The sequence below is a fragment of the Acinetobacter sp. YH12151 genome, assembly GCF_013418355.1.
GTDB classification, from domain to species: Bacteria; Pseudomonadota; Gammaproteobacteria; order Pseudomonadales; family Moraxellaceae; genus Acinetobacter; species Acinetobacter pseudolwoffii.
On record NZ_VPCG01000042.1, the window covers coordinates 1 to 22,479 of the forward strand.

20 protein-coding genes, 7 tRNA genes and 2 pseudogenes are annotated in these 22,479 nt (G+C 42.4%); 11 read left to right on the forward strand and 18 right to left on the reverse strand.

The genetic code is table 11. The features are described 5' to 3' along the window. Positions 1-57: 57 nt before the first annotated feature. The 3 genes from FTU82_RS16440 to FTU82_RS12935 are packed head-to-tail and all read left to right on the forward strand — an operon-like array spanning position 58 to position 1,047. Entirely contained in the window at positions 58-594 is a 537-nt protein-coding gene (locus tag FTU82_RS16440) for a T6SS effector amidase Tae4 family protein (protein ID WP_373685569.1), read from the forward strand. Further along, positions 533-673: a T6SS effector amidase Tae4 family protein gene (locus tag FTU82_RS16240; protein WP_373685570.1), complete on the forward strand. Its 141-nt coding sequence runs from the start codon at positions 533-535 to the stop codon at positions 671-673. Before FTU82_RS16440 ends, FTU82_RS16240 begins: the two co-directional genes overlap by 62 nt. Beyond that, positions 673-1,047: a hypothetical protein gene (locus tag FTU82_RS12935; RefSeq protein ID WP_005171505.1), complete on the forward strand. Its 375-nt coding sequence runs from the start codon at positions 673-675 to the stop codon at positions 1,045-1,047. The genes FTU82_RS16240 and FTU82_RS12935 overlap by 1 nt, the downstream gene beginning before the upstream one ends. Positions 1,048-1,099: 52 nt before the next feature. On the opposite strand, the gene FTU82_RS12940 is transcribed toward FTU82_RS12935, so the two are convergent. The 4 genes from FTU82_RS12940 to FTU82_RS12955 form a co-directional block, all read right to left on the reverse strand. Further along, the gene (locus tag FTU82_RS12940; RefSeq protein ID WP_180101427.1) at positions 1,100-1,516 is read right to left on the reverse strand and encodes a heme-binding protein; all 417 of its coding nucleotides are present in this window, start codon (positions 1,514-1,516) and stop codon (positions 1,100-1,102) included. 163 nt (positions 1,517-1,679) lie between these two features. Then, positions 1,680-2,981: a glutamate-1-semialdehyde 2,1-aminomutase gene (gene hemL, locus FTU82_RS12945; RefSeq protein WP_005171508.1), complete on the reverse strand. Its 1,302-nt coding sequence runs from the start codon at positions 2,979-2,981 to the stop codon at positions 1,680-1,682. A 38-nt stretch (positions 2,982-3,019) separates the two neighbouring features. Continuing rightward, positions 3,020-3,640, reverse strand: a complete 621-nt coding sequence (gene thiE / locus FTU82_RS12950) for a thiamine phosphate synthase (protein WP_005171511.1) — start codon at positions 3,638-3,640, stop codon at positions 3,020-3,022. A gap of 796 nt (positions 3,641-4,436) precedes the next feature. Then, positions 4,437-4,820 carry a DUF962 domain-containing protein gene (locus FTU82_RS12955; protein WP_180101429.1) on the reverse strand — a complete coding sequence of 128 codons (384 nt, stop codon included), beginning with the start codon at positions 4,818-4,820 and terminating at the stop codon, positions 4,437-4,439. Between the two features lie 335 nt (positions 4,821-5,155). On the opposite strand from FTU82_RS12955, the gene FTU82_RS12960 reads away from it, so the two are divergent. Then, entirely contained in the window at positions 5,156-6,613 is a 1,458-nt protein-coding gene (locus FTU82_RS12960) for a CYTH domain-containing protein (RefSeq protein ID WP_180077351.1), read from the forward strand. A 130-nt stretch (positions 6,614-6,743) separates the two neighbouring features. After that, complete coding sequence (locus tag FTU82_RS12965) at positions 6,744-8,198, forward strand: CYTH and CHAD domain-containing protein (protein WP_180101431.1); 1,455 nt, start codon at positions 6,744-6,746, stop codon at positions 8,196-8,198. A gap of 7 nt (positions 8,199-8,205) precedes the next feature. Here the strand turns inward: FTU82_RS12965 and FTU82_RS12970 are convergent, their stop codons facing one another. Next, positions 8,206-8,838 (reverse strand): hypothetical protein, encoded by a 633-nt coding sequence (locus FTU82_RS12970; protein ID WP_005096604.1) that lies wholly within the window; start codon positions 8,836-8,838, stop codon positions 8,206-8,208. Between the two features lie 112 nt (positions 8,839-8,950). On the opposite strand from FTU82_RS12970, the gene FTU82_RS12975 reads away from it, so the two are divergent. Together FTU82_RS12975 and FTU82_RS12980 are read left to right on the forward strand one after the other, a co-directional pair. Further along, positions 8,951-9,352 (forward strand): DUF3144 domain-containing protein, encoded by a 402-nt coding sequence (locus tag FTU82_RS12975; RefSeq protein ID WP_005096603.1) that lies wholly within the window; start codon positions 8,951-8,953, stop codon positions 9,350-9,352. A gap of 117 nt (positions 9,353-9,469) precedes the next feature. Next, positions 9,470-10,534 (forward strand): amidohydrolase, encoded by a 1,065-nt coding sequence (locus FTU82_RS12980; RefSeq protein WP_180101433.1) that lies wholly within the window; start codon positions 9,470-9,472, stop codon positions 10,532-10,534. A 373-nt stretch (positions 10,535-10,907) separates the two neighbouring features. Here FTU82_RS12980 and FTU82_RS12985 read toward each other — a convergent pair whose 3' ends face one another. Together FTU82_RS12985 and FTU82_RS12990 are read right to left on the reverse strand one after the other, a co-directional pair. Beyond that, complete coding sequence (locus tag FTU82_RS12985) at positions 10,908-13,679, reverse strand: pitrilysin family protein (RefSeq protein ID WP_180101435.1); 2,772 nt, start codon at positions 13,677-13,679, stop codon at positions 10,908-10,910. A 142-nt stretch (positions 13,680-13,821) separates the two neighbouring features. After that, positions 13,822-14,643: a PhzF family phenazine biosynthesis protein gene (locus FTU82_RS12990; protein ID WP_005096600.1), complete on the reverse strand. Its 822-nt coding sequence runs from the start codon at positions 14,641-14,643 to the stop codon at positions 13,822-13,824. Positions 14,644-14,795: 152 nt separating this feature from the next. Here FTU82_RS12990 and FTU82_RS16325 point away from each other — a divergent pair. Together FTU82_RS16325 and gloB are read left to right on the forward strand one after the other, a co-directional pair. Beyond that, a pseudogene (locus FTU82_RS16325) lies at positions 14,796-15,138 on the forward strand (flavin reductase); the annotation flags it as partial. A 115-nt stretch (positions 15,139-15,253) separates the two neighbouring features. Continuing rightward, positions 15,254-15,988 (forward strand): hydroxyacylglutathione hydrolase, encoded by a 735-nt coding sequence (gene gloB / locus FTU82_RS12995; RefSeq protein WP_100329732.1) that lies wholly within the window; start codon positions 15,254-15,256, stop codon positions 15,986-15,988. A 15-nt stretch (positions 15,989-16,003) separates the two neighbouring features. Here gloB and FTU82_RS13000 read toward each other — a convergent pair whose 3' ends face one another. After that, entirely contained in the window at positions 16,004-16,276 is a 273-nt protein-coding gene (locus tag FTU82_RS13000; RefSeq protein ID WP_074383176.1) for a hypothetical protein, read from the reverse strand. A 437-nt stretch (positions 16,277-16,713) separates the two neighbouring features. Here FTU82_RS13000 and FTU82_RS13005 point away from each other — a divergent pair, with 437 nt between their 5' ends. Then, on the forward strand, positions 16,714-16,917 hold the full coding sequence (locus tag FTU82_RS13005) for a hypothetical protein (protein WP_005096596.1): 204 nt from the start codon (positions 16,714-16,716) through the stop codon (positions 16,915-16,917). 159 nt (positions 16,918-17,076) lie between these two features. Here the strand turns inward: FTU82_RS13005 and FTU82_RS13010 are convergent. The 9 genes from FTU82_RS13010 to FTU82_RS13050 form a co-directional block, all read right to left on the reverse strand. Next, positions 17,077-17,161, reverse strand: a tRNA-Leu gene (locus tag FTU82_RS13010). Between the two features lie 37 nt (positions 17,162-17,198). Then, a tRNA-Trp gene (locus FTU82_RS13015) sits at positions 17,199-17,272 on the reverse strand. 33 nt (positions 17,273-17,305) lie between these two features. Next, positions 17,306-17,390, reverse strand: a tRNA-Leu gene (locus FTU82_RS13020). Positions 17,391-17,795: 405 nt separating this feature from the next. Beyond that, a tRNA-Leu gene (locus FTU82_RS13025) sits at positions 17,796-17,881 on the reverse strand. Positions 17,882-18,283: 402 nt separating this feature from the next. Beyond that, positions 18,284-18,368 (reverse strand) — tRNA-Leu (locus FTU82_RS13030). 37 nt (positions 18,369-18,405) lie between these two features. Continuing rightward, a tRNA-Trp gene (locus FTU82_RS13035) sits at positions 18,406-18,479 on the reverse strand. Positions 18,480-18,512: 33 nt separating this feature from the next. Next, a tRNA-Leu gene (locus FTU82_RS13040) sits at positions 18,513-18,597 on the reverse strand. 107 nt (positions 18,598-18,704) lie between these two features. After that, positions 18,705-19,529, reverse strand: coding sequence for a protein kinase (locus FTU82_RS13045; protein ID WP_180101437.1), 825 nt, complete (start codon positions 19,527-19,529; stop codon positions 18,705-18,707). Continuing rightward, positions 19,516-21,027 carry a DUF3336 domain-containing protein gene (locus FTU82_RS13050; RefSeq protein WP_074382960.1) on the reverse strand — a complete coding sequence of 504 codons (1,512 nt, stop codon included), beginning with the start codon at positions 21,025-21,027 and terminating at the stop codon, positions 19,516-19,518. The genes FTU82_RS13045 and FTU82_RS13050 overlap by 14 nt, the downstream gene beginning before the upstream one ends. A gap of 188 nt (positions 21,028-21,215) precedes the next feature. Between FTU82_RS13050 and FTU82_RS13055 the strand changes: the two genes are divergently transcribed. Continuing rightward, positions 21,216-22,088, forward strand: coding sequence for an ATP-binding protein (locus FTU82_RS13055; RefSeq protein WP_159515900.1), 873 nt, complete (start codon positions 21,216-21,218; stop codon positions 22,086-22,088). A gap of 279 nt (positions 22,089-22,367) precedes the next feature. Here FTU82_RS13055 and FTU82_RS13060 read toward each other — a convergent pair. Then, positions 22,368-22,479 (reverse strand): annotated as a pseudogene (locus FTU82_RS13060) (IS982 family transposase); the annotation flags it as partial.

Here is a 22,479-nt window from a genome sequence, read left to right on the forward strand (position 1 = left end):
AATTACGCAGAATAATTCGGTACTATTGAACATCAGGACGAGAGTTGTGAGTTTGGTGTGGTAACTCAACTGATGGCTCTAGTCCTCTTATTTTTCAAGTCAATTTCTTATCCGCGATTCGGGTTAAATATGGTGAGTATAACTGCAAGGGCTGGTGGTCGGTCTTCGACCATACAAGCAAAAAGACCTTTATTTTCCGAATTATGGAAATATTATCCGGTAAAAATGTCAGCAAGTGATGTGTATTCTATGGTGGGAGGTCAAGCTATGGCTTTATATCAAGAAAATCCTACAGGATACGCAAATGCTTGTGCTTTAAGATTAAGTAGATCTTTCAACTACGGCGGAATGCCAATTAAACAGTCAACCAGAGGTTATAAAGTCAGAGGCGCTGATCATAAACCTTATTTACTTAGGGTTCGCGAGATGATCACCTTTGTTGAACAAAATCTAGGAAATGCAGATCTCTCCTTCAAGCCTCAAAATAACCAGGATTTATCATTACAATTAAAAGAAAAAAAAAGGAATTATTATTTTCAAAGTCTCTGGCTGGGGAGATGCTTCTGGACATGTCACTTTATGGAATGGAAATGATTGTGGAGATAGTTGCTACTTTATTCATGATACACCGAGCCTAAGAACCACAGATATTCTATTTTGGAATTTAAGATAATGAAAATAATTGCTGTACTTTTTAGTTGTCTAGTGATAAGTGCATGTTATGCAAAAGACTTAATTCCATCCATATCAAATGCGGATGAGCTCAATATCAAAAATTTTGGCTTTAGTTATTGTCTGACGAGGGCTCAGGATCAATCCCTCAGTTCTGAGGCTGCTCTAGCGATGGGCGGGTATTTCCAACAGGGTGCATATGAAGAACCCGCGTATAAAAATTTGAAAGAATATATAAACCAATCTATGAAAGCAAAAACTGAGGTATATAAAAACCAAGCAAGGCCAGCCATATTAATGAGCTGTTTAGAGCTGTATAACTCGACAGAATATAATGAAATGGTTAAACAACAGCATCACTATCTTATCCGATAGTTATTTTTAACTTAGACTTGAGAAGATAAGTACATTCTCAAGCGTATAATGTCTAGCTCTGCTGCGCCAAAAACTTCTTAATCGCCACCTGCGCAATCTCTGCATCTTCAAATGATTTCACACCTGATACACCCATCGCACCTACCAGTTGCCCTTGATACAGAATCGGTTCGCCACCTTCCAGCATTCCCGAGAAACTTTCCATAGTCAGAAAGCCCATCTGCCCGCCTTTGATAATATCTTCAAACAGCTTGGATGGACGGCGACTCATCGCCGAGCATCTGGCTTTTTCAATGGCCAGATTTGCAGTCATCGGTGCTGCACCATCCATACGTTTCATCGCAAGAAAATTGCCCGTTTCATCGACTACGACAATACTGACATTGAAGCTGTTCTGAATTGCATATTGATGGGCGTGATCCAATAAAAATTCCGCATCACTTAGAGTCAAATAATGTTTGGTTTGCATGAATGAATATCCCTAATTTTAGCATTTAATCTCCCCTAACCCTGAGTCAGATATGGCACAAGGAAAAGAGGGGAAATTTATTATTTGTACAGATAAAATTCCCTCCTTTGAAAAGGTGAAAAGCACCGCTTCGCAAGAGGGAGGATTTTAACAAAATTAAAATTTAAGCGTTCATCTCAGCAAAAGTCTCGATCGCAGCCTGAATGGTAAATTCAATATCTTCATCGCTGTGTGCAGCCGAGAAGAAGCCAGCTTCGAATGCAGAAGGTGCTAAATTCACCCCCCGATTCAACATGCCATGGAAAAATTTACGAAAAGCATCGACATCACATTTCAACATCGAATCAAAGCTGGTGATGTCTTCCTGATCGGTGAAGTACAGACCAAACATCCCACCGACCTGTTGGGTTTTAAAGGGTACGCCCGCCTCGTCTGCTGCTGCTTGTAAACCTGCAAGAAGGTTTGACAACTGCGCAGATAGGTTTTCATAGAAACCTTCAGCACGAAGATGCTTAAACATCTCAATCCCGGCACGCATTGCCAATGGATTACCCGACAATGTTCCTGCTTGATACACTTTACCCAGTGGCGCAATGCATTCCATCACTTCACGTTTACCGCCAAAGGCACCGACTGGCAGACCTGCACCAATAATTTTACCCAATGTGGTTAAATCCGGAGTTACGCCATAATGTGCCTGCGCACCGCCTAAGCCAACACGGAAACCGGTCATCACTTCGTCGATGATAAAGACTGAACCATGCTCATCACAAACATCACGAATCGCTTGCAGAAAACCGTCAATTGGTTTCACCAGATTCATGTTGCCTGCCACAGGCTCCACAATCACGCCGGCAATTTCAGCACCAAACTTGGCAAAGCATTCTTTTAAAGTCGCAATGTCATTGTATGGAAGCGTGATGGTATGCTTGGCAAAATCAGCTGGCACACCCGCAGATGTCGCTTCGCCCTCACCTTTAGTTAACAAGCCCGAACCTGCTTTTACAAGAAGCGAGTCTGAGTGACCGTGATAACAGCCTTCAAATTTTACAATCTTGTCACGGCCGGTATAACCGCGCGCTAAACGAATCGCTGTCATGGTGGCTTCCGTGCCCGAGTTGGTCATACGTACCAATTCAATCGACGGCATGATCTCGCAAATAATATCGGCAAGCGTGGTTTCATGAACTGTTGGCGCACCAAAGCTTAAACCATCTACTGCGGCCTGTTGAACGGCTTGAATAATTGCAGGATGGGCGTGACCCAGAATCATCGGTCCCCATGAACCGACATAGTCCACATAACGTTTTCCGTCTACATCATACAAATATGCGCCTTGGGCTTTTTCGATAAAGACCGGTGTACCACCGACGCCGTTAAATGCGCGTACAGGTGAGTTGACGCCACCCGGAATATGTTTATTGGCTTGTTTGAACAATTGTTCTTGCTTTGGAGATAAGCTCATGAAGGCACTCGACTCAAAATTAAATCAATCAAAAAATTTTATGCTGTAGCTTGAAAAAGCGCAGACCATTCATCTAAACGTTCAGGAATGGCATTCATCGGCAAGCCCAATATATCACTAATCACGGCGCAATAATCCGCACCTGACTCAATGACTTCTTTGGAATTTTCAACCGTTAAACCGCCAATGGCACATAAAGGCACGTTCAATTTCTCTTTGGCCAGTTTTAAAGTTTCCAAGCCAATATTACCGGCTTCAGGTTTACTGTCGGTGGCATAGATGGCACCAAATGCCACATAGTTTGCACCATCGGCAATGGCCTGTTCAGCCAGCTCAAGCGAGTTATTACAGCTACGACCAATCAAGACATTTTTTGGCAAGCGTGCAACTGCCTCGACAATAGACCCGTCATCCTGACCCAAATGCACACCCACCCCGTATTTAACGGCCATTTCAAGATCATCATTAATCACAAAAAGCACACCATATTCAGCACACATGGCTTTCATATACTCGATTTCGTAAATTTGATCTTGTTTGGCGACTTTTTTACGGCGATATTGCAATACTGCAATGCCGCCATTGGCCATTGCGCCTTCCAGTTTTGCCAATAAAAGTTCTACGGGATCATCATTGGTAATTAAATATAAACCGCGCATCTTGCTCGCCACTTGCTAGGATGGCTCTATTATAGGCATAACTCGGTTTAATTGCCGCAGTCCTGCTGTTTCCGCGACCGGGTAGCAACAGATTTGCAGTTTTTTAGCGCAATTTTCCAGTTAAATCTAAAATATCACCATTTTCAGGGATATACCGACTATAAAATATGGGTTTTAATCGCTTTATAACAAAAATAATAAAGTGTTAATGCTTACGCCCTCCGACAAACGCTTTTAGGATTTTGCAGATAACTTGGTGGAGAAGTTGCAAAATTCTAAGAGCGGTTTTTTTTACCTTTAAATTTTCAATATTGTTAAGCCTCTTTAAGATTAAACTCAAAAAGATTAAAAAATACCCAATTTCAGGGATGGCCCAATTAGCTCAAAGAGACTTAAATAGCGTTAGACACAGAAAATAACCAGAAAAATAAATACCTGTGTTGGTGACACCCGATCCTTTCTAGTTTTGAATAATACGTTTGTGGGGAGACGTTTCAAAGCTAGAAAGGATCATTTTCTTTATGTATGATCCGCATGACTTGTTCTATAAATATTTACGCAATAATGGCAACGAAGTCAGTAAATTTATTTAAAAAATAGAGACATAAAAAAAGCCCGGAGAAGGTCGCTCCAGGCTTGGAAAACTGTTTTATTCAGTAAACTATAACTTTTGATCAAATTCCATCAAACTGAATAAGCAATAACACAATTAATAGAATAATAAATGGCGACTTGCAAGTCTCTTATCGAAAGATCATGTTCCCTAGCCACACAATCCGATGAAAGTTACCTGATTTTAACTTGAAATCTTATCGTATTTGCGATCAAGCAGACTGAGACGACCACGCAGGACATCCGCAAACATACGCCAGTCCGAAATAAAGCTATACACCGGCTGTTTAAAACTGGCCGGTTTATTGCGTTCAAAGATAAAACGGCCAATCCAGGCACAGGCATAGCCTGAAAGCAAACCATAAGCAAAATATCGCGGTTTGCCTTGACGAATGGCTTGAGTAAAACAATATAGGCCGATACTGCTACCTGCAACATGTAAACGGCGACTGACCATATGCCGGTGTTCGGTCAAATAAAAGTGGTAAAACTCATGATAATTGCCAATCGGCATCTGGGGTTGATGCGCGACCATCTGGGTATTCTCTGGCTGTACTTGTACATTCATTTCTCATCGTCCTGATGTTTTCTTTTACCTTAGCGTATATTTTGGCCAATTAACAGTCTCTTGATTTGCTCGAATATTCTTAGATATTTTCCAAGCAAAGCCGCAACTCCTCTCGCTTTGCAACCCTATTAACAGCTCAAAGCCAATATTTAAATTCCTGTTCAATATTTTTATATGCAGGTCAAGTCTTACATGCATTTTGATTTTGGTTACAATCTGCCACGCATACATCTAAAAATATAATTGCGGCGATTGCCCGCCGAATTTTCAGCATCTCATTAAAGCGAAAAATATCAGTACATGCTGGCGTGTACTAAACAGATAGGAAAATCATTATGGTTGAAGTTGAACTCAAGTTCCAGATTCCTGCGGCACGACGCACTGCGCTGCTCAAGGCACTTGATCCGAAAAAGTCTCAACAGATCCAGCTTCAAGCCAAATATTATGATACTGCCGACCGTCAACTGGCCCAGCACGGGGTAGCACTACGTCAGCGTCTGGAAGGTACACGCTGGGTGCAAACCCTGAAAGCTGCCGGTAAAAGCCATATTGAACGCTTTGAACATAATCATGATCTGGGGGAATTAACTGAATCTCCTGAACTGGATTTAAGTATTTATACCCAGTCCTCAGAAGCACAGGCGATTCTGAGCCATGCGCTCGGCAATCAGTCTGATCAGCTACAACTGCAATTCGAAACCGATATTGCCCGCACCTTGCGTGTAATTGAATACCAAGACACACAAATCGAAGTCAGTCTGGATATTGGGCAGATCCGTACCCGAGATGCTGAACAAGAGGTACATGAAGTCGAGTTTGAGCTAAAAAGTGGGTTGATACACAATTTATTGGCGTTCAGTTTTGAATGGGTCAAGAAATATCAGCTCTGGCTCGATGTACGTAGCAAGGCAGAAATCGGTAATTTATTGGCCACCTCACAACGCGTGAGCCCGGCCACCTTCGCCAAAGAGTTCCAGATCAGTAAAAAAGACAGCGCTGGTAAAACCCTATGCAGTCTGATTGCGCAGCAGATGCAACATTTATTGCCAAATATCGCCGCGATTTCAGCTCAGGTTGCACAGCAGGAACATATTCAGCAGGCTCAACTGGCACTGGATCAGCTATATCTCACTTTGCTGCTGTTTAAAGACTGGCATCCGCAGCTTTCGGACAAATGGGCACATCAAATGGCTGCCTTTAAGCAGCAGTTCGAGCATTTACAACATTTGCAGCATATGCAAAACAGCTTGGCCAGCTTCCTGCAAAATCCGACCACTGCGGAAAATCTGAGTAAAGATATTCTGTATGCTCAGGAAAAACTGGGCAATCTAGTCAAATCAACGCAAAATGTGCATCATTATCTGGAGTTATTGACTTTTAGTTTAACTGAAGATGAACATGCTGCTCTGGATTTAAAAACTGCTGCACAAACCACGCTGCAACAACAGTATAAAGTGCTGCAAGAACAGATGAACCAGACTGAAATTAACAATTTTGAAAGTCTGGATCAATTGGCAAGCCGGATTCAGGAACTCAAATTCAGCTTTCCGATCTTAACCACAATCTATGACGTCAAAAACTTGCAGAAGTACAGCAAAGCACTGAATGATGCACAACTTGCAGCCGGTGAATATCAAACCTTGGCTTCTTCGGCAGTGTATATTCAGCAAACTGAACTGGAAGCGAGTGACTGGTTTGTATTAGGTTGGCTGACTGCTAAACAGGAAGTCTATGCCCAGAAACTGCTTGAGGCGACAGAACAGTTCCTGGTGAGCCGTAAATTCCTCAAATAAATATCTTTAAGAATATTTTAAAGCACGCTCCCTCTACGGCGTGCTTTTTTTGTTGCAGAAGCACATCACACCATGGCTAATCTTTGAGCTATATTGATCTGTATAACCTACATCGAGAAGGAATGACCCGATGGCAGAAATAGAGCTTAAATTCCAGATTCCGTCACCGTCACGTGCACAATTTGAACAGGACTTCCAGAAGCTTCAGCCGACTCGGCATCGTTTATGTGCGCGCTACTTCGATACTGAAGCACAACAACTCCAACAACATCAAATCGCCTTGCGACAACGTCTAGAAGACCAGCAATGGATTCAAACCCTGAAAGCACCTACTGAGCAGCAATTTGAACGTTTTGAACTTGAACATACATTAAAAAGCCCACCTGAAAGCTGTGATTTTCAGTTATATCGCAAACACAAACCGGCAAAAAAGATTCTGAAACAGGCGCTTGGTGATTTGGATATACCGCTTATTCTGCAATTTGAAACAGATATCGCGCGTTATGTACTGACCGAAACACATCAAAATAGCCAGATTGAGATTGCCTTTGATGTAGGGGAAATTCGCCATAAGGATCAAGCCATTGATATTTATGAAGTCGAATTTGAGCTAAAATCCGGTCAATTGAGCGAATTGATTGATTTCATTCGGCCATGGATTCAACGTTATGATTTATGGCTGGATACGCGGAGTAAATCGGAACGCGGTTATGCCCTATTACAGGGTGAAGAAAGTCTGCCTGTGCAGCATCAGCTGCCATTAGAACTTGAGCAGAAAGATCAGATTGCTACTATTTTAAAGAAAATCGTAGCCAACTGTCTGGCTCATCTTTTTCCGAATGCAACTGCGATTGCCGCTGATCATTATAACAACGATCATGTGCATCAGGCACGTGTCGCGATCCGGCGCTTACGCAGTGCCTTTAAAATTTTTCAGTCTGTGACTGAACATGTACAGCCAGAATGGCCGGAACAGCTGCGAGATATTTTTCAGCAACTGGGTTCTACCCGAGATCGCGATGCCCTTGCAGAAAGTCTGATTCCGCAACTGGAAAAAGCCGGCTCACCCTTATTAAAATTACCACCACACCGACAAAAACAGCCAGATATTAGCGCGCTGTTCAGACAAACAGCTACAGTGGACTTGATACTGCAACTACTCAGCTTTAGTCAGGAAAAAACGCATAGCAAAGCCAAATCTTCGCATAAAATTTTGTGTAAAGGTTTGAGCAAGTTACATCAGCAAATTTGTCAGGATGCCGAAAACTATCAGGAACTGGATATTGAATCGCGGCATCGCACCCGTAAACGGGTGAAACGCTTGCGCTATAACGTAGAATTTTTACAGAGTTTATTTCCTGAAAAGGATGTGAAAACTTATCTGAAAGCCCTAAAACCCTTACAGGAAAGCTTGGGGCATTATAACGACCTGTTTGTGGCAGACGAACTGTTTAGACCGTATGTCAAGCAAAATAGCAAAGCCTGGTTTGTGCTGGGTTGGATAAGCGCGGAACAGCAGCGTTTGTCGAGTGAAGCAGCCGAGCGTTTACAGCAGTTTGCTGAAAATACCAAACCCTTCTGGTAAAACCGGGCTAGCGATATTTACCAAACACTTTCCAGGTATTATTATCGGCCAGAGGGTCATTATAACTATCACTGCGTTGCTTACGTGGTTTATCACGGGCATCGATCAGCTCAAAATGTGGCTCGACACTCAGCACGATACCATTCACATAAAAACGGGTACGTGTATATTCACTTTGACCATGCTGAAACACATAAGTACGTAAGTCTACAAATTCGCGGTGTGCCACCAAAGCCGCGGTATCGTCACTGTCGAGCCAGTGTCGCATGGCTGCGATCTGTTCGGGTTCAAACTGCCCGCATTTTTCAATCAGGCTGGCCACACCACGAAAAGTTTTAGATTCTTTGGCCCGGGTTTTATTTAGCCTGATTCGGTCAACATGAAAATAAAACAGCGGCAAGTTTAAATGACTGGGAAGATGGATAGCATCTAGGGTTTCATCGTCCATGAAAGGTTGGAACAGATCCTGCGCCCTTTCAATCAGACCAAGCCACTGGGTGTAATATTCTTCGACCTGCGATTTGGTTCCATAATAAATCGGCAGACCTTCGACATTGGCCAGATTTGCCGGTGGCCAGATATTCTGGCGCAATAAGGCAATATCACTTTTCAGACTTTGTACCGCAATCGCATCCTGCATGGCATTCACTTTTATATGCTTAGGCTATTTTTAGATTAAGGCAAAGGTTTAGTTTCTGCAAGGCTTTGCCTATAATTAGCCATTAAGATTTTATGATGGTCAGGAAAAATTCATGGTTCAAAAGATTGAAGCAACCGATGTAACCGAAGAAGAAGCGTTAAATGCGGCATTCTTTGAACGTGCTGATGAATTTATTCAACAAGCCAACGAGTTTTGTCGCGTAGAAAAAGGCTCGCAGGAAAAACCGAGTGATAAGCGCGGTCAAGTCAGTGCAGCCATGTTATTTGGTACTGCCCGTTTCAATACCTGGGTGGCAGCGAATAACTTTAAAGATGGCAACGAAATGCGCGATGCCAAAGATCAGGTGATGTCTTATATTATGCAGCAATTCCAAATGATGCTGGAAGATAACTATGATGAATACTGTGAACAGTTCGAAAACTATTTGCGTTTCCGTCACAATGAAGAGTTTCATGCCAACAAGCATAACCATGATCACAAGCACGATCATTGATTAAAATACGAAAAGCCCCTCGGGGCTTTTTTATTTGCTGTAATTTATCATCTTGACTTCGAACTGATTTTAGCCCCATATAAATTGAATAATAAATACACTAAAACAAGGCATAGCATGCAGCAACTTCCCTTCCCGATCATTGACCCACATATTCACCAATGGGATCCGTACAACACCCCACACGCGGCAGCATTTGCCGTAAAACTGTTTGGCAAATATCCTAAATTACTGGACAAAATGGTGCGGCTGCTCAAACCTAAAGATGTGATTGAGACCATTGGCCTGACCGAGCATCTGACCGCCCCTTATCTGCCTGCGAACTACAACAAAGATCTAGGGCATTATGAAGTCGAACAAATTGTGCATGTTGAAGCCAGCTGGCATGATCAGAAAGGTACAGGCGTGGTGGATGAAACCCGTTTTGTGGCCGGACTTTCTTTTGATCAGCATAATATCCAGCTCGGTGGCATTGTCGCTACGGCGGATCCGCGGCAGAAAAACTTTAAGCAATTGATTCAATTGCATCGCGAAGCTTCTCCAAAATTTCGCGGCATCCGTAAAATGGCTGCGGTACATCCAGACAAAGGCATTCATGCCTGGACCGATGAGCCGCATCTCTATCGCAACAAAGATTTCCTGAAGGGCTTTGAGGAACTGGCCCAGCAAGACTTAAGTTTTGATGCCTGGGTCTATTCGAGCCAGATTGCTGATGTGACTGCACTGGCTAAAGCCTTTCCTAAAACACCCATCGCACTAGATCACCTCGGTACGCCTGTCGGCTTATTTGGCAAGGTGGGCAAAGCTACAGGCAAGACCGAACAAGATCGCGCCCTGATATTTTCAAGTTGGCAAGATCAACTGGCTGAACTGTCCGAGTGCAGAAATGTATCGACTAAAATGTCTGGCCTGTTTATGCCCGTTCTAGGTCATGATTTTCATCAGCAGAAACGGTTAGCCAATAAACAGGAATTATTGGAACGTGCAGCTCCCCTGATTCAGCATGCTTTAGATTGCTTTGGTTCTGAACGCCTGATGTTTGCCTCCAACTTTCCAATGGACAGTGTCAGCAGCTCACTCGTGAATATCATTGATGCTTTTAGCGATATTGTGCAGGACTATGATGAAAACGCGTTAAAGCCAGTTTTTTATGAGAATGCCAAAGCATTTTATAAATTATAAGAAGCGTCTGGATTTTTAAAGAAAGAAGGAAAATACATATGCTCTGGGAGGAAATAATCGCGAGTCCCCGATCAGATAGGCTTTTCTATACTTGCTGAGCAATCTTTTCTAGTTTAATCCCATCATATTATTACCAACATATTATTCACTTCGCTTTTAAGAAAGATATCGCTGTTGGAGCAATATTAGTATCAGTTGGGATTTTCCTGTTTCTTTTTGCCACTTTCTGGTGGAGCTTACCCAGTGCTGTGCTATCTGGCGTTTTAGGTGGAATCCTGTTTACCAGAAAAGCGACTTAAATTAGAGCTTCTAATAACAATGAGAAGTAAAAAGTCCCCCTATTAGAGAGGACTTTTTTTAATGTAGATCAATTCTATGATTTTTTGATTTCTTTTCCATATTGATCGGCCATCACTTCGACCAACTGATCCAGCTTGATGTATTTTTTAATCACGGCATCAATGTCGGCTTTCGTCAGTTGGGCAATCGCCTGATCACGTTTTTCACGGTAAATCAGCTTACGATCTTTTTCCAGTTGAGGAACCAACATACTGTGAATACGGCGATCATCTTCCAGTGCATTGACACGTTTTTTCAAAATGCTGGCTTTGGCCGCTTCCACTTCCTGTTCAGTTACACCACGTGTTAACAGCTCATTGAGTACCTGATGCACCGTTTGAGAAACCTGTACAGATTTACCTGCGGTATAATTGGCACCCAGTGCCAAAGCACCTGAATCGGCCCATTCATTAAACTGAACATGGGCACTAAAACCGTAGACCAGCGCATTTTTTTCACGTAATTCCTGAGCCAAACGGGAAGACAGTTGAGAGTCACCCAGAATATGACGGAAGACTTGTAAAGCAGGTACATCTGCATGGTCTGCCCCCACCGGGAAGGTCAGCAATGCCTGATAACTACCGAACTCACGTTGTTCAGATAATGCATGAATTTTTTGGGCTGGATAGCTTCGATATTCTGATTTCAGGCGTTCATAAGGCTGTGCCGCTTTCCAGTCCGCGAAACTATTTTTCAGCATTTTCTGTATAGATTTTGGCTGAAATTCCCCAGTCACTGCAATGTGTGCATGATGCGTTTTAAAGAATTGCTGATACAAAGCGACCACTTGCTCACGAGTGGCTGCTTTAAACTGCCTGGTGGCCAGTTCAGGTTCAAAATGGAAACGAATGTCACCGGGTTGATACACTTCAATGGTTCGCGCCATAGTCAGGCTCGACACCGTATCTGGCTCGGTATAAGGACGATCCAGACTGGATAAGGTCTGACCCTTGATCAAGTCAAACTGGCTTTGCTCAAATGCAGGTTTTTTCAGTACATCAACCACATATTGGAAAAACTCTGCAAACTTCTCTTTTTTGGCACTGATCTGTATGTTCAGGCCATTACTCGATGGGCTGGCAGTCGCTGAACCGCCTACTTCGATAATTTTGTCAGCAATCTGCTGCAAGCTCTGGCTTTCCGATGAGCGCAGCATTAAATACGCGGTCAGATCCAGAATCTCGCCTTTATTCATCAGGCTTTGCGCAGTCCCAAAATCCAGAGAAATTGTGGCATACACCTTGTCATCGCGAATATTGGTTGGGAATAGCGCGTATTTAATGCCATTTTTTAACTTACCACGCTGAATCTGCTTGTCCTTGGCAGATAAATACTGCTTGGATTGCGCTACATACTGCTTCACTTCCGCCTGATAAACACTGACATCCTTTAAAGGCTCTTCTGTCTCAGCCTGTTGGTCCAGTGTTTTTTTCGGTGCTTCCGTCTGTGTCACTTCCTGCGCTTTTTTCTGATCTTCAGGTGTTGGCAGGATATTGCCAGAAATACGATATTCAGGTTTTAGAAAGCCTTTATAGACCTGATTGACCTGACTCACATTCAGGTTTTCAATCGCATTCAGATCTTTAAAATACTGGCTCCAGTCACCCGAATAAGCCACGGCATAATCACTTAAACGTGAACCTAATGCAGTCGCGCTATTTTTAATATTATCAGCCTGATTGCGGGTCAGGTTTTTAACTCGGTTTAATTCGGCCTCGGTAAATGGCTGGCTTTGCTCTACGCCTTGAATCAAACTTTGTTCCACAGTTTTTGGCTGATGATTGGGTGCATAGATCGCGCCCATAAACACCAGATTAAAGTCTTTATCTAACCAGGTGCTAGATTGCACCATGGTCGATTTTCCACTTTCCACCATGCTCTGATATAAATGCCCGCTCGGTTGCAAGGTATAGAGCGTCGGCGAAACAGCCAAAGCAGTCTTGATCTTTTCATCCGGACCATTCAGGTAAATATTGAATTTGGCCAGATCACTGCCCTTTTGCACAGTAAATTCACGCTGTTGAATCTGCTCAGGTTTTAAAGCCGGAACTTTCACTTGCGCCGGTACACTTCGCGATTGAATCGGACTGAAATGGCTATCAATCTGCTTTAATACTTCCGCCTTATCAAACTTGCCTGAAATCACCATAAAGGCATTATTCGGTGCATACCAGCTCCGGTAAAACTGGTTCAATTCCTGCATATTGATGGATTGCAGCTCATTCAGATCACCAATCGGTAAACGGCCCAAATACTGATTGCCATAAGCCGACTTAAACACCTGATCCATGAGTACTGAAAATGGCTGATCCAGACGAATTTCGCGTTCGCGTTTTACAATATCAATTTCGGTCGGTACATATTTTTCCTGAAGAACCAGCTGATCCATACGCTCGGCTTCAAGAAAAATCACTTCACTGAGCGCCGTTTTTTCAGGACGAATGACATTGGTATATTTGGTTGAATAATAATCGGTACTGGCATTGGTCATTAAGGTATATTGATCGAGCCGACGCTGAAATTCATCACCTTTGACATTTTTAGTGCCTTTAAAAGCCAAGTGTTCCAGCAGATGCGCCAGACCACCTTTTCCTTTAGGATCATTCAGTGAACCGGTCAAATACACCGTATTCATAAAAATTTTATTTTCTTTATCATTCGGTGCCAGGATAATTCGTAAACCATTATCAAGACGATATTCCTCCACATTCTGTTCAGTTTTCACCAAAACAGGTTGTGCAAAACTCAGCGCACTACAACCCGACAACAAAATCGCCAAGCTTAAATTCTTATAACGTACCAACATTATTCATCCAGATTTTAAATGTAAATTTTTATTCGCGCTCATTTTAGAGAATGATTCTTATTCTGAATAGTCTTTTCTAAATTGAATCATTAAAATAACATGCCGCCTTGCCTGACGACATGCATATCTATGTAATCAGAGATTAAAGATAAAGTTCAGCCTGCATATATAATTTGCCATAACCCGAAATTTCAATTCGTTCCTGATCTTGCAAAGCACAATAAAGTACACCACCGCGCGCTGATGCCTGATAAGCGACCAGTTCATTTTTACCCAGTTTGTCTGCCCAAAGCGGCGCAATTCCGGTGTGAATAGACCCTGTGACCGGGTCTTCATTGATTCCGTTACTCGGTGCAAAATAACGTGAAATACAATCATATTGTGTATCTTGCGAGGTAATCGCGACATCTAAAAAGCTATTCTGAGCAGTAATCGCGGTACGCTTGCCATTTAATTGTTTTAATAATTCAAAATCAGGTGATTCATCTAGCACATCCTGTACTGACTCATATTCGACAATATAACCTTGTGCATTCAGATAAACCTGCTTAAACGGTTTGCTCAATGCCTGTCTTAAGGCTTCAGGATATTCTGTGACGGCTACTGCGCGGCGAATTGGAAAGTTCATTCTGATCTTGCCATCTGTATCCTGATCAACCACAAAGATCCCCAGATCTTTCACATGAAACTGGATCGTTTTTGCCGTACCAAATTGATTGAATAATACAAAGCTGCTGGCCAAGGTTGCATGACCACAAAAATCCACCTCCTTGGTCGGGGTAAACCAGCGAATAGCATAATTTTCTGCATCAATTATTTTCACAAAAGCTGTTTCAGACAGATTATTTTCCAAGGCGATATTTTGCATCAGTTCATCTTCGAGCCAGTCCTCCAGCACAATCACCGCAGCTGGATTTCCTTTAAACAGTTCCGTGGTAAACGCATCGACCTGGTACATTTTCATTTTCTGAAGTCCTCAATATCACAATCTCTAGTTTAAAAGCTTTTTGCAAGAGTGAACTTGAATATGCTAATAATCTAACTAATCTAGCCACTTAAATACACCAATATAGTGAATGATGCGGTATGACCAACCCCCATCTTCAAAGTATTCTCCTAGAAAAATCCTATCGGCTAGGTAGGCTGAGCCTGCATGATGTACCTGAAAAATTGGCACCATCTGGCCTAAGGTTATTTAAATTCTCTGGTTTTGATATTTCTCTGGGCAAGGCTGTGCTGCATAAATACTCTGCGAGCTGATTCCCGGGCCGCATAACCAGCAAATGCATGATCTGTTTATTGGCAAGCTGATTGCGGCCTATGCCGATGATCAGTCTTCCGCGACAGTCACTGGCATTATCATGTAGTGAGTGAAGAATGGAAAAGTACTCATCATGTGACTGGTGTACAATTTTATAGCATTGGCAAGGCGGTAAGCGTTGATGATTCGGACTTATGATTTTTTAAATGGGACATAAACAAAAATTATCCCGGATGAGCAGATAATATCTGCAAGCCCAGAGCATCTGAAATTATGCTACTTTATTCTCAATCTTCATTTGGTCTGATGCGCTATGATGCCTTTTAAAATTCACTGTATTGATGTCCAGAACTCGCTGCAAAATTATATCTGGTTGCTGGAACATACGGCTTCTCATCAGGTCGTAGTCATTGACCCGACCGAAGCAGGATTGGTGCAAGATTATTGTGCCGAACACGGTTTAATCTTAAGTCAAATCTGGTTAACGCACTGGCATAAAGACCATATTGGCGGTGTGCCCGGCTTAATTCAGGGACAAAATCTGCCTGTTTATGGCCCGCGTGCAGAACTCAGTAAAATTCCGTTTATCACGCATCCACTTGAGCATGAAGAACAGTTCAGCTTTCATGGGGCAGATGTTCAAGTGATCGCAGTACCAGGCCATACATTAGGCCATATCGTTTACTTCATTGATGCGATTGATGTGCTGTTCTGTGGCGATACTTTATTTGCCATGGGCTGTGGCCGGGTTTTTGAAGGTACTTATTCACAGATGTATCATTCACTGTCACGTCTGGCAGCCTTACCGCCGCGTACGCAGGTCTATTGCACGCATGAATATACCCTGTCGAATGCCCAGTTTGCCAAACACGTCGAACCGGACAATCAGGCAATTCTGGAACGCTTCGAGCATATCGAACGCTTGCGTATGTTAGGCCAGTGCACGCTGCCAAGTAGCATTGAAGATGAATTACAAACCAATCCTTTCCTGCGTGCGGATAGTGTGGAAGAGTTTCAGCGCTTGAGAACCCTGAAAGATCAGTTCTAGAGTTAAAGATCCATGTTAAAGAATCTGGTGACTTTGCGCATAAGCATCCAGTTCGTCTTGAGTGACGACACGCACTGCCTGCATTTCGTCAACACGTACCAGCAGCAAACCAGCTAAGGCCGGTTGATAACGACGTGCACTACCAAACGGCGTATAGGCTACTTTCGATTGCACTGTAAAATTCAACCAGTCCTCATGTCCCAGCATCACAGCAACCGGATCTAAGCCCTGTTGCTGCATCCATTCAATTTTCTGATTCACATTGTGTTCAATCGTCAGTTCAGTCATGGCAATCGTATTTAATTCAAGAATTACATTTTTGATAGTATAGGGCATGCATCTCAAACGATAGCTCAGAAAACCAGCAGCTGCTAATGATCCGATTAAATAATCAATGCAAGCTTAATATGCCGATGCTTCGGCATTCCCTTATTCTTACATTTTATGGCGTTGATAAAGTTCAAATTTAGATCAATAGCAAAATAAGCCTTTGAAATTAAAGTATAATTAAGTTTATTTACATGCTATAAAAACTTAATATTTAGTTACAACCTATTCAATATTATAAAAATCATTTACTTAAGTCATAAACTGCTTCTTTAGCGAGCATACGATGTTCACTAAACATTCAAATTAGATTAAATTAATTAAATATGGGAATTTGCCCTTTAAAACAAAATTTCTCACCCTTATTTAAGATAGAACAATGATGAAGGAGTGATCTCGTGAAAAAAGTGGTTAAAGCTAAAAATCTGATTGCATTTCGACTATGGTTAGAAAAATTAGGATATTCCGTTCGCACCCTGGCTGATGATCGTGGTTTCAGTTTCAGTTTCAAAAAAGAATACGGTCTGGTCACCTGTGATCTGGCCGGCAATGCACTCGCGATCCAGCTGGGTGAGGAATTTGAAGATCATTTAAAAGCCTGATGCAGGTTATTTTCAATCAAAAAAATAAATAAATTATTCCACTGATTCAGCAACTCTATTCTCCAATCTTTAGCCCGTTTCGATGGGCTTTTCTTTTTATCTTGATTAAATAAATTTCAGGCAATAAAAAAGCAAGGCATCAGCCTTGCTTTAATATGATGGTGGGGACGGAGAGACTCGAACTCTCACACCTCGCGGCGCTGGAACCTAAATCCAGTGCGTCTACCAATTTCGCCACGTCCCCATCAGGGTACCAACTTAGCGTTGGATTTTTCAAACTTTGGCAGAGGATCAAGGACTCGAACCTTGACGAACGGTTTTGGAGACCGTCATGCTACCATTACACCAATCCTCTACTCGGCCAGTTTACTCAATTGCTTAAGTAAATTGGTGGGGACGGAGAGACTCGAACTCTCACACCTCGCGGCGCTGGAACCTAAATCCAGTGCGTCTACCAATTTCGCCACGTCCCCAATGGCTGTGTATATTATAGAGATAGACCGTCATTGACAAGCGATTTTACAAGCAATCACATTCTATTCCGCTAGAAATTAAACAGTTAATTATATTTTTTTACTTTTGATAAAATTTATCAAGACAATTTGACTCTTTGAAGACGAAACCACAAATTCAGTATTTTAAAAGGTCTCAGCTTTATTTTGTGTCATAAAAACCAAAATGTATAAAGAACAAACTACAGATCAAGCCTTATATTGTATGGCCTCAGCATTCAAAATAAGGCAACCATGCTTTTTATATAACTTCCGTCACACACGTTCTATCAAGCAAAATAAAGATTTAAGAATAAGATCAATGAAAATTGCTGTATAAAATTTCAGGCAATAAAAAAGCAAGGCATCAGCCTTGCTTCAATATAATGGTGGGGATAGAGAGACTCGAACTCTCACGCCCAGAAGGCGCTGCGACCTGAACACAGTGCGTCTACCAATTCCGCCATATCCCCATGGCTGTGTATATTATAGCGATCAGACCCGATTCACAAGCAATTCTGTAGCAGGAAAATACTTTTATATCAAAATTTAAGCAATTAATTCAGTATTGCGTAAATACTGACCTATTTGCACTGTTGTCGCCTAGTTTCATCGAGACAGATCAAATCAATACGCACCACAGGAGAATCACATATTCAAATTTAGACTTTAGCTGACTTGGATAATATCAATTATTGCATCTAATAAAACAAAGTTTCCTGAAGTTCTGCCCTTTCCTGAGCATTGACCCGTTTTCTAACGTTCTTTAACAGACTAAACCTATGCGTAAAAGACAGCAAAATTTTACAGCTTAAAAAAGCTGGTATAAATTTCAGGCAATAAAAAAGCAAGGCATCAGCCTTGCTTTAATATGATGGTGGGGACGGAGAGACTCGAACTCTCACACCTCGCGGCGCTGGAACCTAAATCCAGTGCGTCTACCAATTTCGCCACGTCCCCATCAGGGTACCAACTTAGCGTTGGATTTTTCAAACTTTGGCAGAGGATCAAGGACTCGAACCTTGACGAACGGTTTTGGAGACCGTCATGCTACCATTACACCAATCCTCTACTCGGCCAGTTTACTCAATTGCTTAAGTAAATTGGTGGGGACGGAGAGACTCGAACTCTCACACCTCGCGGCGCTGGAACCTAAATCCAGTGCGTCTACCAATTTCGCCACGTCCCCAATGGCTGTGTATATTATAGAGATCATTTCCAGCTGACAAGCCGTTTATAAGAAAAAAACACTCGTTTGATTAAATAAGAAACAATCCCGATTTTATTGTATTTTTCTCATTCGATTTCAGTCACTAAGTAGTATTTAACCGCTTTAAAATCTGCCAACCGATGCTGTTTTTGCTTGCCTAGCATCAGCGCTAACAACTTTTCAAAAATCTGAATTTGTTCAGGCAACTCAACTTTTAGGCGCTGACAATGTAAAAACGCCCAATCCAGATAGTCAGTTGCCTGCAAGCGCTGTCCACTCAGCCATTCATAAAAAATCACGCCCAAAGCATAAACTTCGCTCTGCAAGCTTTTGGCTTTTCCTTGGAATAATTCCGGTGCCATATAACGTGGTGTCGCATTAAGCTTATGAACTTCAAGCTGATCCAGAGGCTGGACGTGTTCAAAATCAAGTAGACATACCCTACCCTGATCATCAACAAAATGCTCCCGCTTTAAATCCGCATGCAAATAACCCAGCTGTTGCAGGCAGATTAAAGGTTCTACCGCTTGCAGCAAATGTTGTCGAATCTGCGTTACAGAAAGTTGATCTGGCATGATCTGAAAATGTGCTGGTGCATCGACCAGAATCAAAGCCTGCTCAAATTGTTCATGTTGAATGGTGAATGGCTGTTGAATGATTTGATGCGGAAGGAAAAAGTTCAGATCACTCGAACGGCTATGCGTTTGATAAAAATTCAGCTCCTGCTGCAAGCCCAGCTTTGCATGCGGAGATGATATTGAGCTGTCAGATTTAGTCGACACTTGAGTTTTTAGCCAGAATGCGGGCTGACCCGCAGCATAATACAGGCGTCGGCCAAAACTCAGACTGCGGGTTTTGGTTCTTGGTTGAAAATCGAAAGTATCAAGATGATCTAAATTAAGTGGTTGCAATATATTCAGGCTTTGGATCAGCAGTATATTGATAATTTAGCAGCTCCAGACAATGCTGAATAGTTTTCCCCACCCGTTCCTGAGTCTCAATTAAGGAAATTTTTGGCCAAGTGGCCCGTTCGCCTTCGCGCTGCAAGATTTTAAAGAGATAGGGCCGTGGATTTTGCAGCATATAGCTATAGTGGCGCAGGCTATATTTACCGACAATATTCACATCGCCATAATAACGCTGATCGACCACCCCATAGCCGTGATCGAGTATACGGCGTACAGGTGGCAAGCTTCCGGCATGTTCCCGGGCAAAATCCATCATTCCTTTGGTAATCACCGCACCCTGACGGCGTACAATCCGTTGTGGCCAGCTTAAGGTACCTTTGCGGAAACGTGCAACATCATCTTGCATAAATGGCACGATATGCGGATTGACCTGGCTGGCAATGGTGTAATTGATATTGTATAACCGGGCCATTTTTTCCTGCGGGAAATCACTGCGTACACTGCCATCGACCCAACGTGTTGCTCCCATATAAGGGGTATATTCACCATCATAACGCTTACTGGTCAAACGTACTGGCGGAAACAGAATAGGGACTGCACAAGAGGCCAAGACCGCACTCCAGACCAGCACATCCGGAGAAGTATAGGCATTTAAAATACGGGCATCCTGTGCTGAATCATAAGGGGCAACAGCAATATTGATATGCAGACCTGAGGTTTTGAGTGCTTCTTCAAAGGTCAGATCGCCTAAATTTTCGACCAGAAATTTTTTCAGATATTTGACATCTGCCAGACCTCCATTGCCTTTCAGCAATTCACTCATGGTTCGGAAATGAAACGCCTCATGAAAGAAATTATGTCCCTTCAAGAGATCGACATACTGCGAGGGTTTGGATACACCCAGCATTGCCGTCATGATGGCACCTGCACTTGAACCCGACATGACCTTTGGCAATAAATCCTGCTCTATCAGGGCCTTACAAACACCGGTATGAAACAGACCCAAGGTCGAGCCACCGGAAAACATCAAGGCTGGCTGACCATAAGCACGCTGACAGCCTTTAAAAAATTCAATTTTTTCTTCCATATTTAAGCAGCTACAGTCTGTTGAAGCGATATGTGCCAGCCCCTGACTAACCTGCTCCACATAATCTTCAATAATTCTTTTGGTGCCGACATAGGCTTCGGTGAACAATAAAGGATGGGCAATATTGGCGATATCGTAACTTAGACCTTCGCGCAGAATATACATCAGGTCGTGGGTACGTTTCTGTTGTCTATAGCGTCTTAATTTACCCAAACGATGCGCAATAACTTCTGCATCAAAATAGGGAGAACTATTGTCGAATTTCCATTCTTGCGCCCCGGATTCTTCATCTATTTTTAGCGCAATATATTTCCATTCCTCATAGGACTCAGCTTGTTGCAGCTGCTGCTTGAGTTTTTTAATACGATAGGCCTGATGTGGATTAATGTCCTGAGTAAAATCTTTAAACAGCATCTGCCTTCTTCCCTATATTGTATTTTTCATTCATCTTGCACTGCGTAGAAAATATGCACCGATCTGTTCATAACAACAATAGCGAAAATTCTCTGCTTTAAGCAAATTATCACACTTTTCAGGCTTTGACTGTGAATTTTAGGGTGATAGTATCCTAGACATAATTTTAAATCTGTAATGCTGAGATCATGGCGAAAATTGAGTTACCTGACAATATCTTGAATACCCTTTCGACTGTTCTGCTGCAACTTCAGCAAAGCCTGCCCGAGCTGAAACATGCTCCTGATTTTTCTGCACATGCCTATAAATGGCAACAGGGTGAACTCAAGCCCATTCATCAGCTTAGACAGATGGAACTGGCCGATTTAAAAGGGATTGAGCGACAAAAAGAAAAAGTCATCCAGAATACTTTGCAGTTCTTAAATGGCTTGCCTGCCAATGATGTCTTGCTGACTGGTTCGCGTGGCACCGGTAAATCCTCTATCGTTCGTGCCCTGCTGACCGAATACGCAGCGCAAGGTTTACGCCTGATTGAGATTGAACGCGATGACTTGTCAGAACTTCCGGAAATTCAAAAACTGATTGCAGACCGTCCTGAAAAGTTTATTGTCTATTGTGATGATCTGGCCTTTAATGCAGAAGATGAAAATTATCGCAGTTTAAAAAGTGTATTAGATGGTTCATTGCAATCGGGTTCGAGTAATTTTGTGATTTATGCGACCAGTAACCGCCGCCATTTACTGCCAGAATTTATGCATGAAAATACGCCTGTCACCCGGGTCGATGTTCCGCAATATACTGAGCTACATCCTCAGGAAGCAATTGAAGAGAAGATTTCGCTATCTGACCGTTTCGGCTTATGGCTGTCTTTTTATCCAATGGATCAGAATTTATATCTGGAAATTGTAGAGCATTATCTTAAAAAGGCTGAGATGGAATTGACCCCGGAAACCCGAGCCGAAGCCTTGCGCTGGTGTCAGGCACGCGGTCAACGTTCGGGACGTGCCGCGTATCAGTTTTCCAAGCACTGGATTGGGTCGCAGCAGTTAAAAATCCTATAATCCCGTACAATTTCGCTATCAATTCACAACTATTGATAGCGTCTTTTCTTATTCTTAAAACAACTAAAACGATGACAACAATGTTCAATAAAATATTTATAAGCCTATTTTCTGATTTCAACTACCGCAATCTATGCGCAAACGAATGGGTCGGTTCAAAAAGCATCCGACTGTCAATCCGATCTTTTTAATGGAAACTTTTGCTCAAAAACAAATATTGCCCAATATCGACATGCTTTAAAAACATCAAAAGCAAATTTTAATTAACCCGAATCCTGCTTAAGCCGATGATTCCTTAATTTGAATTGTTGGCTTATTTCGATGGGTTAATTGATATGCACATAGTGAGGCGTAAATTCCACTCAGAAATCCATGAAGACTACGTGCTTTA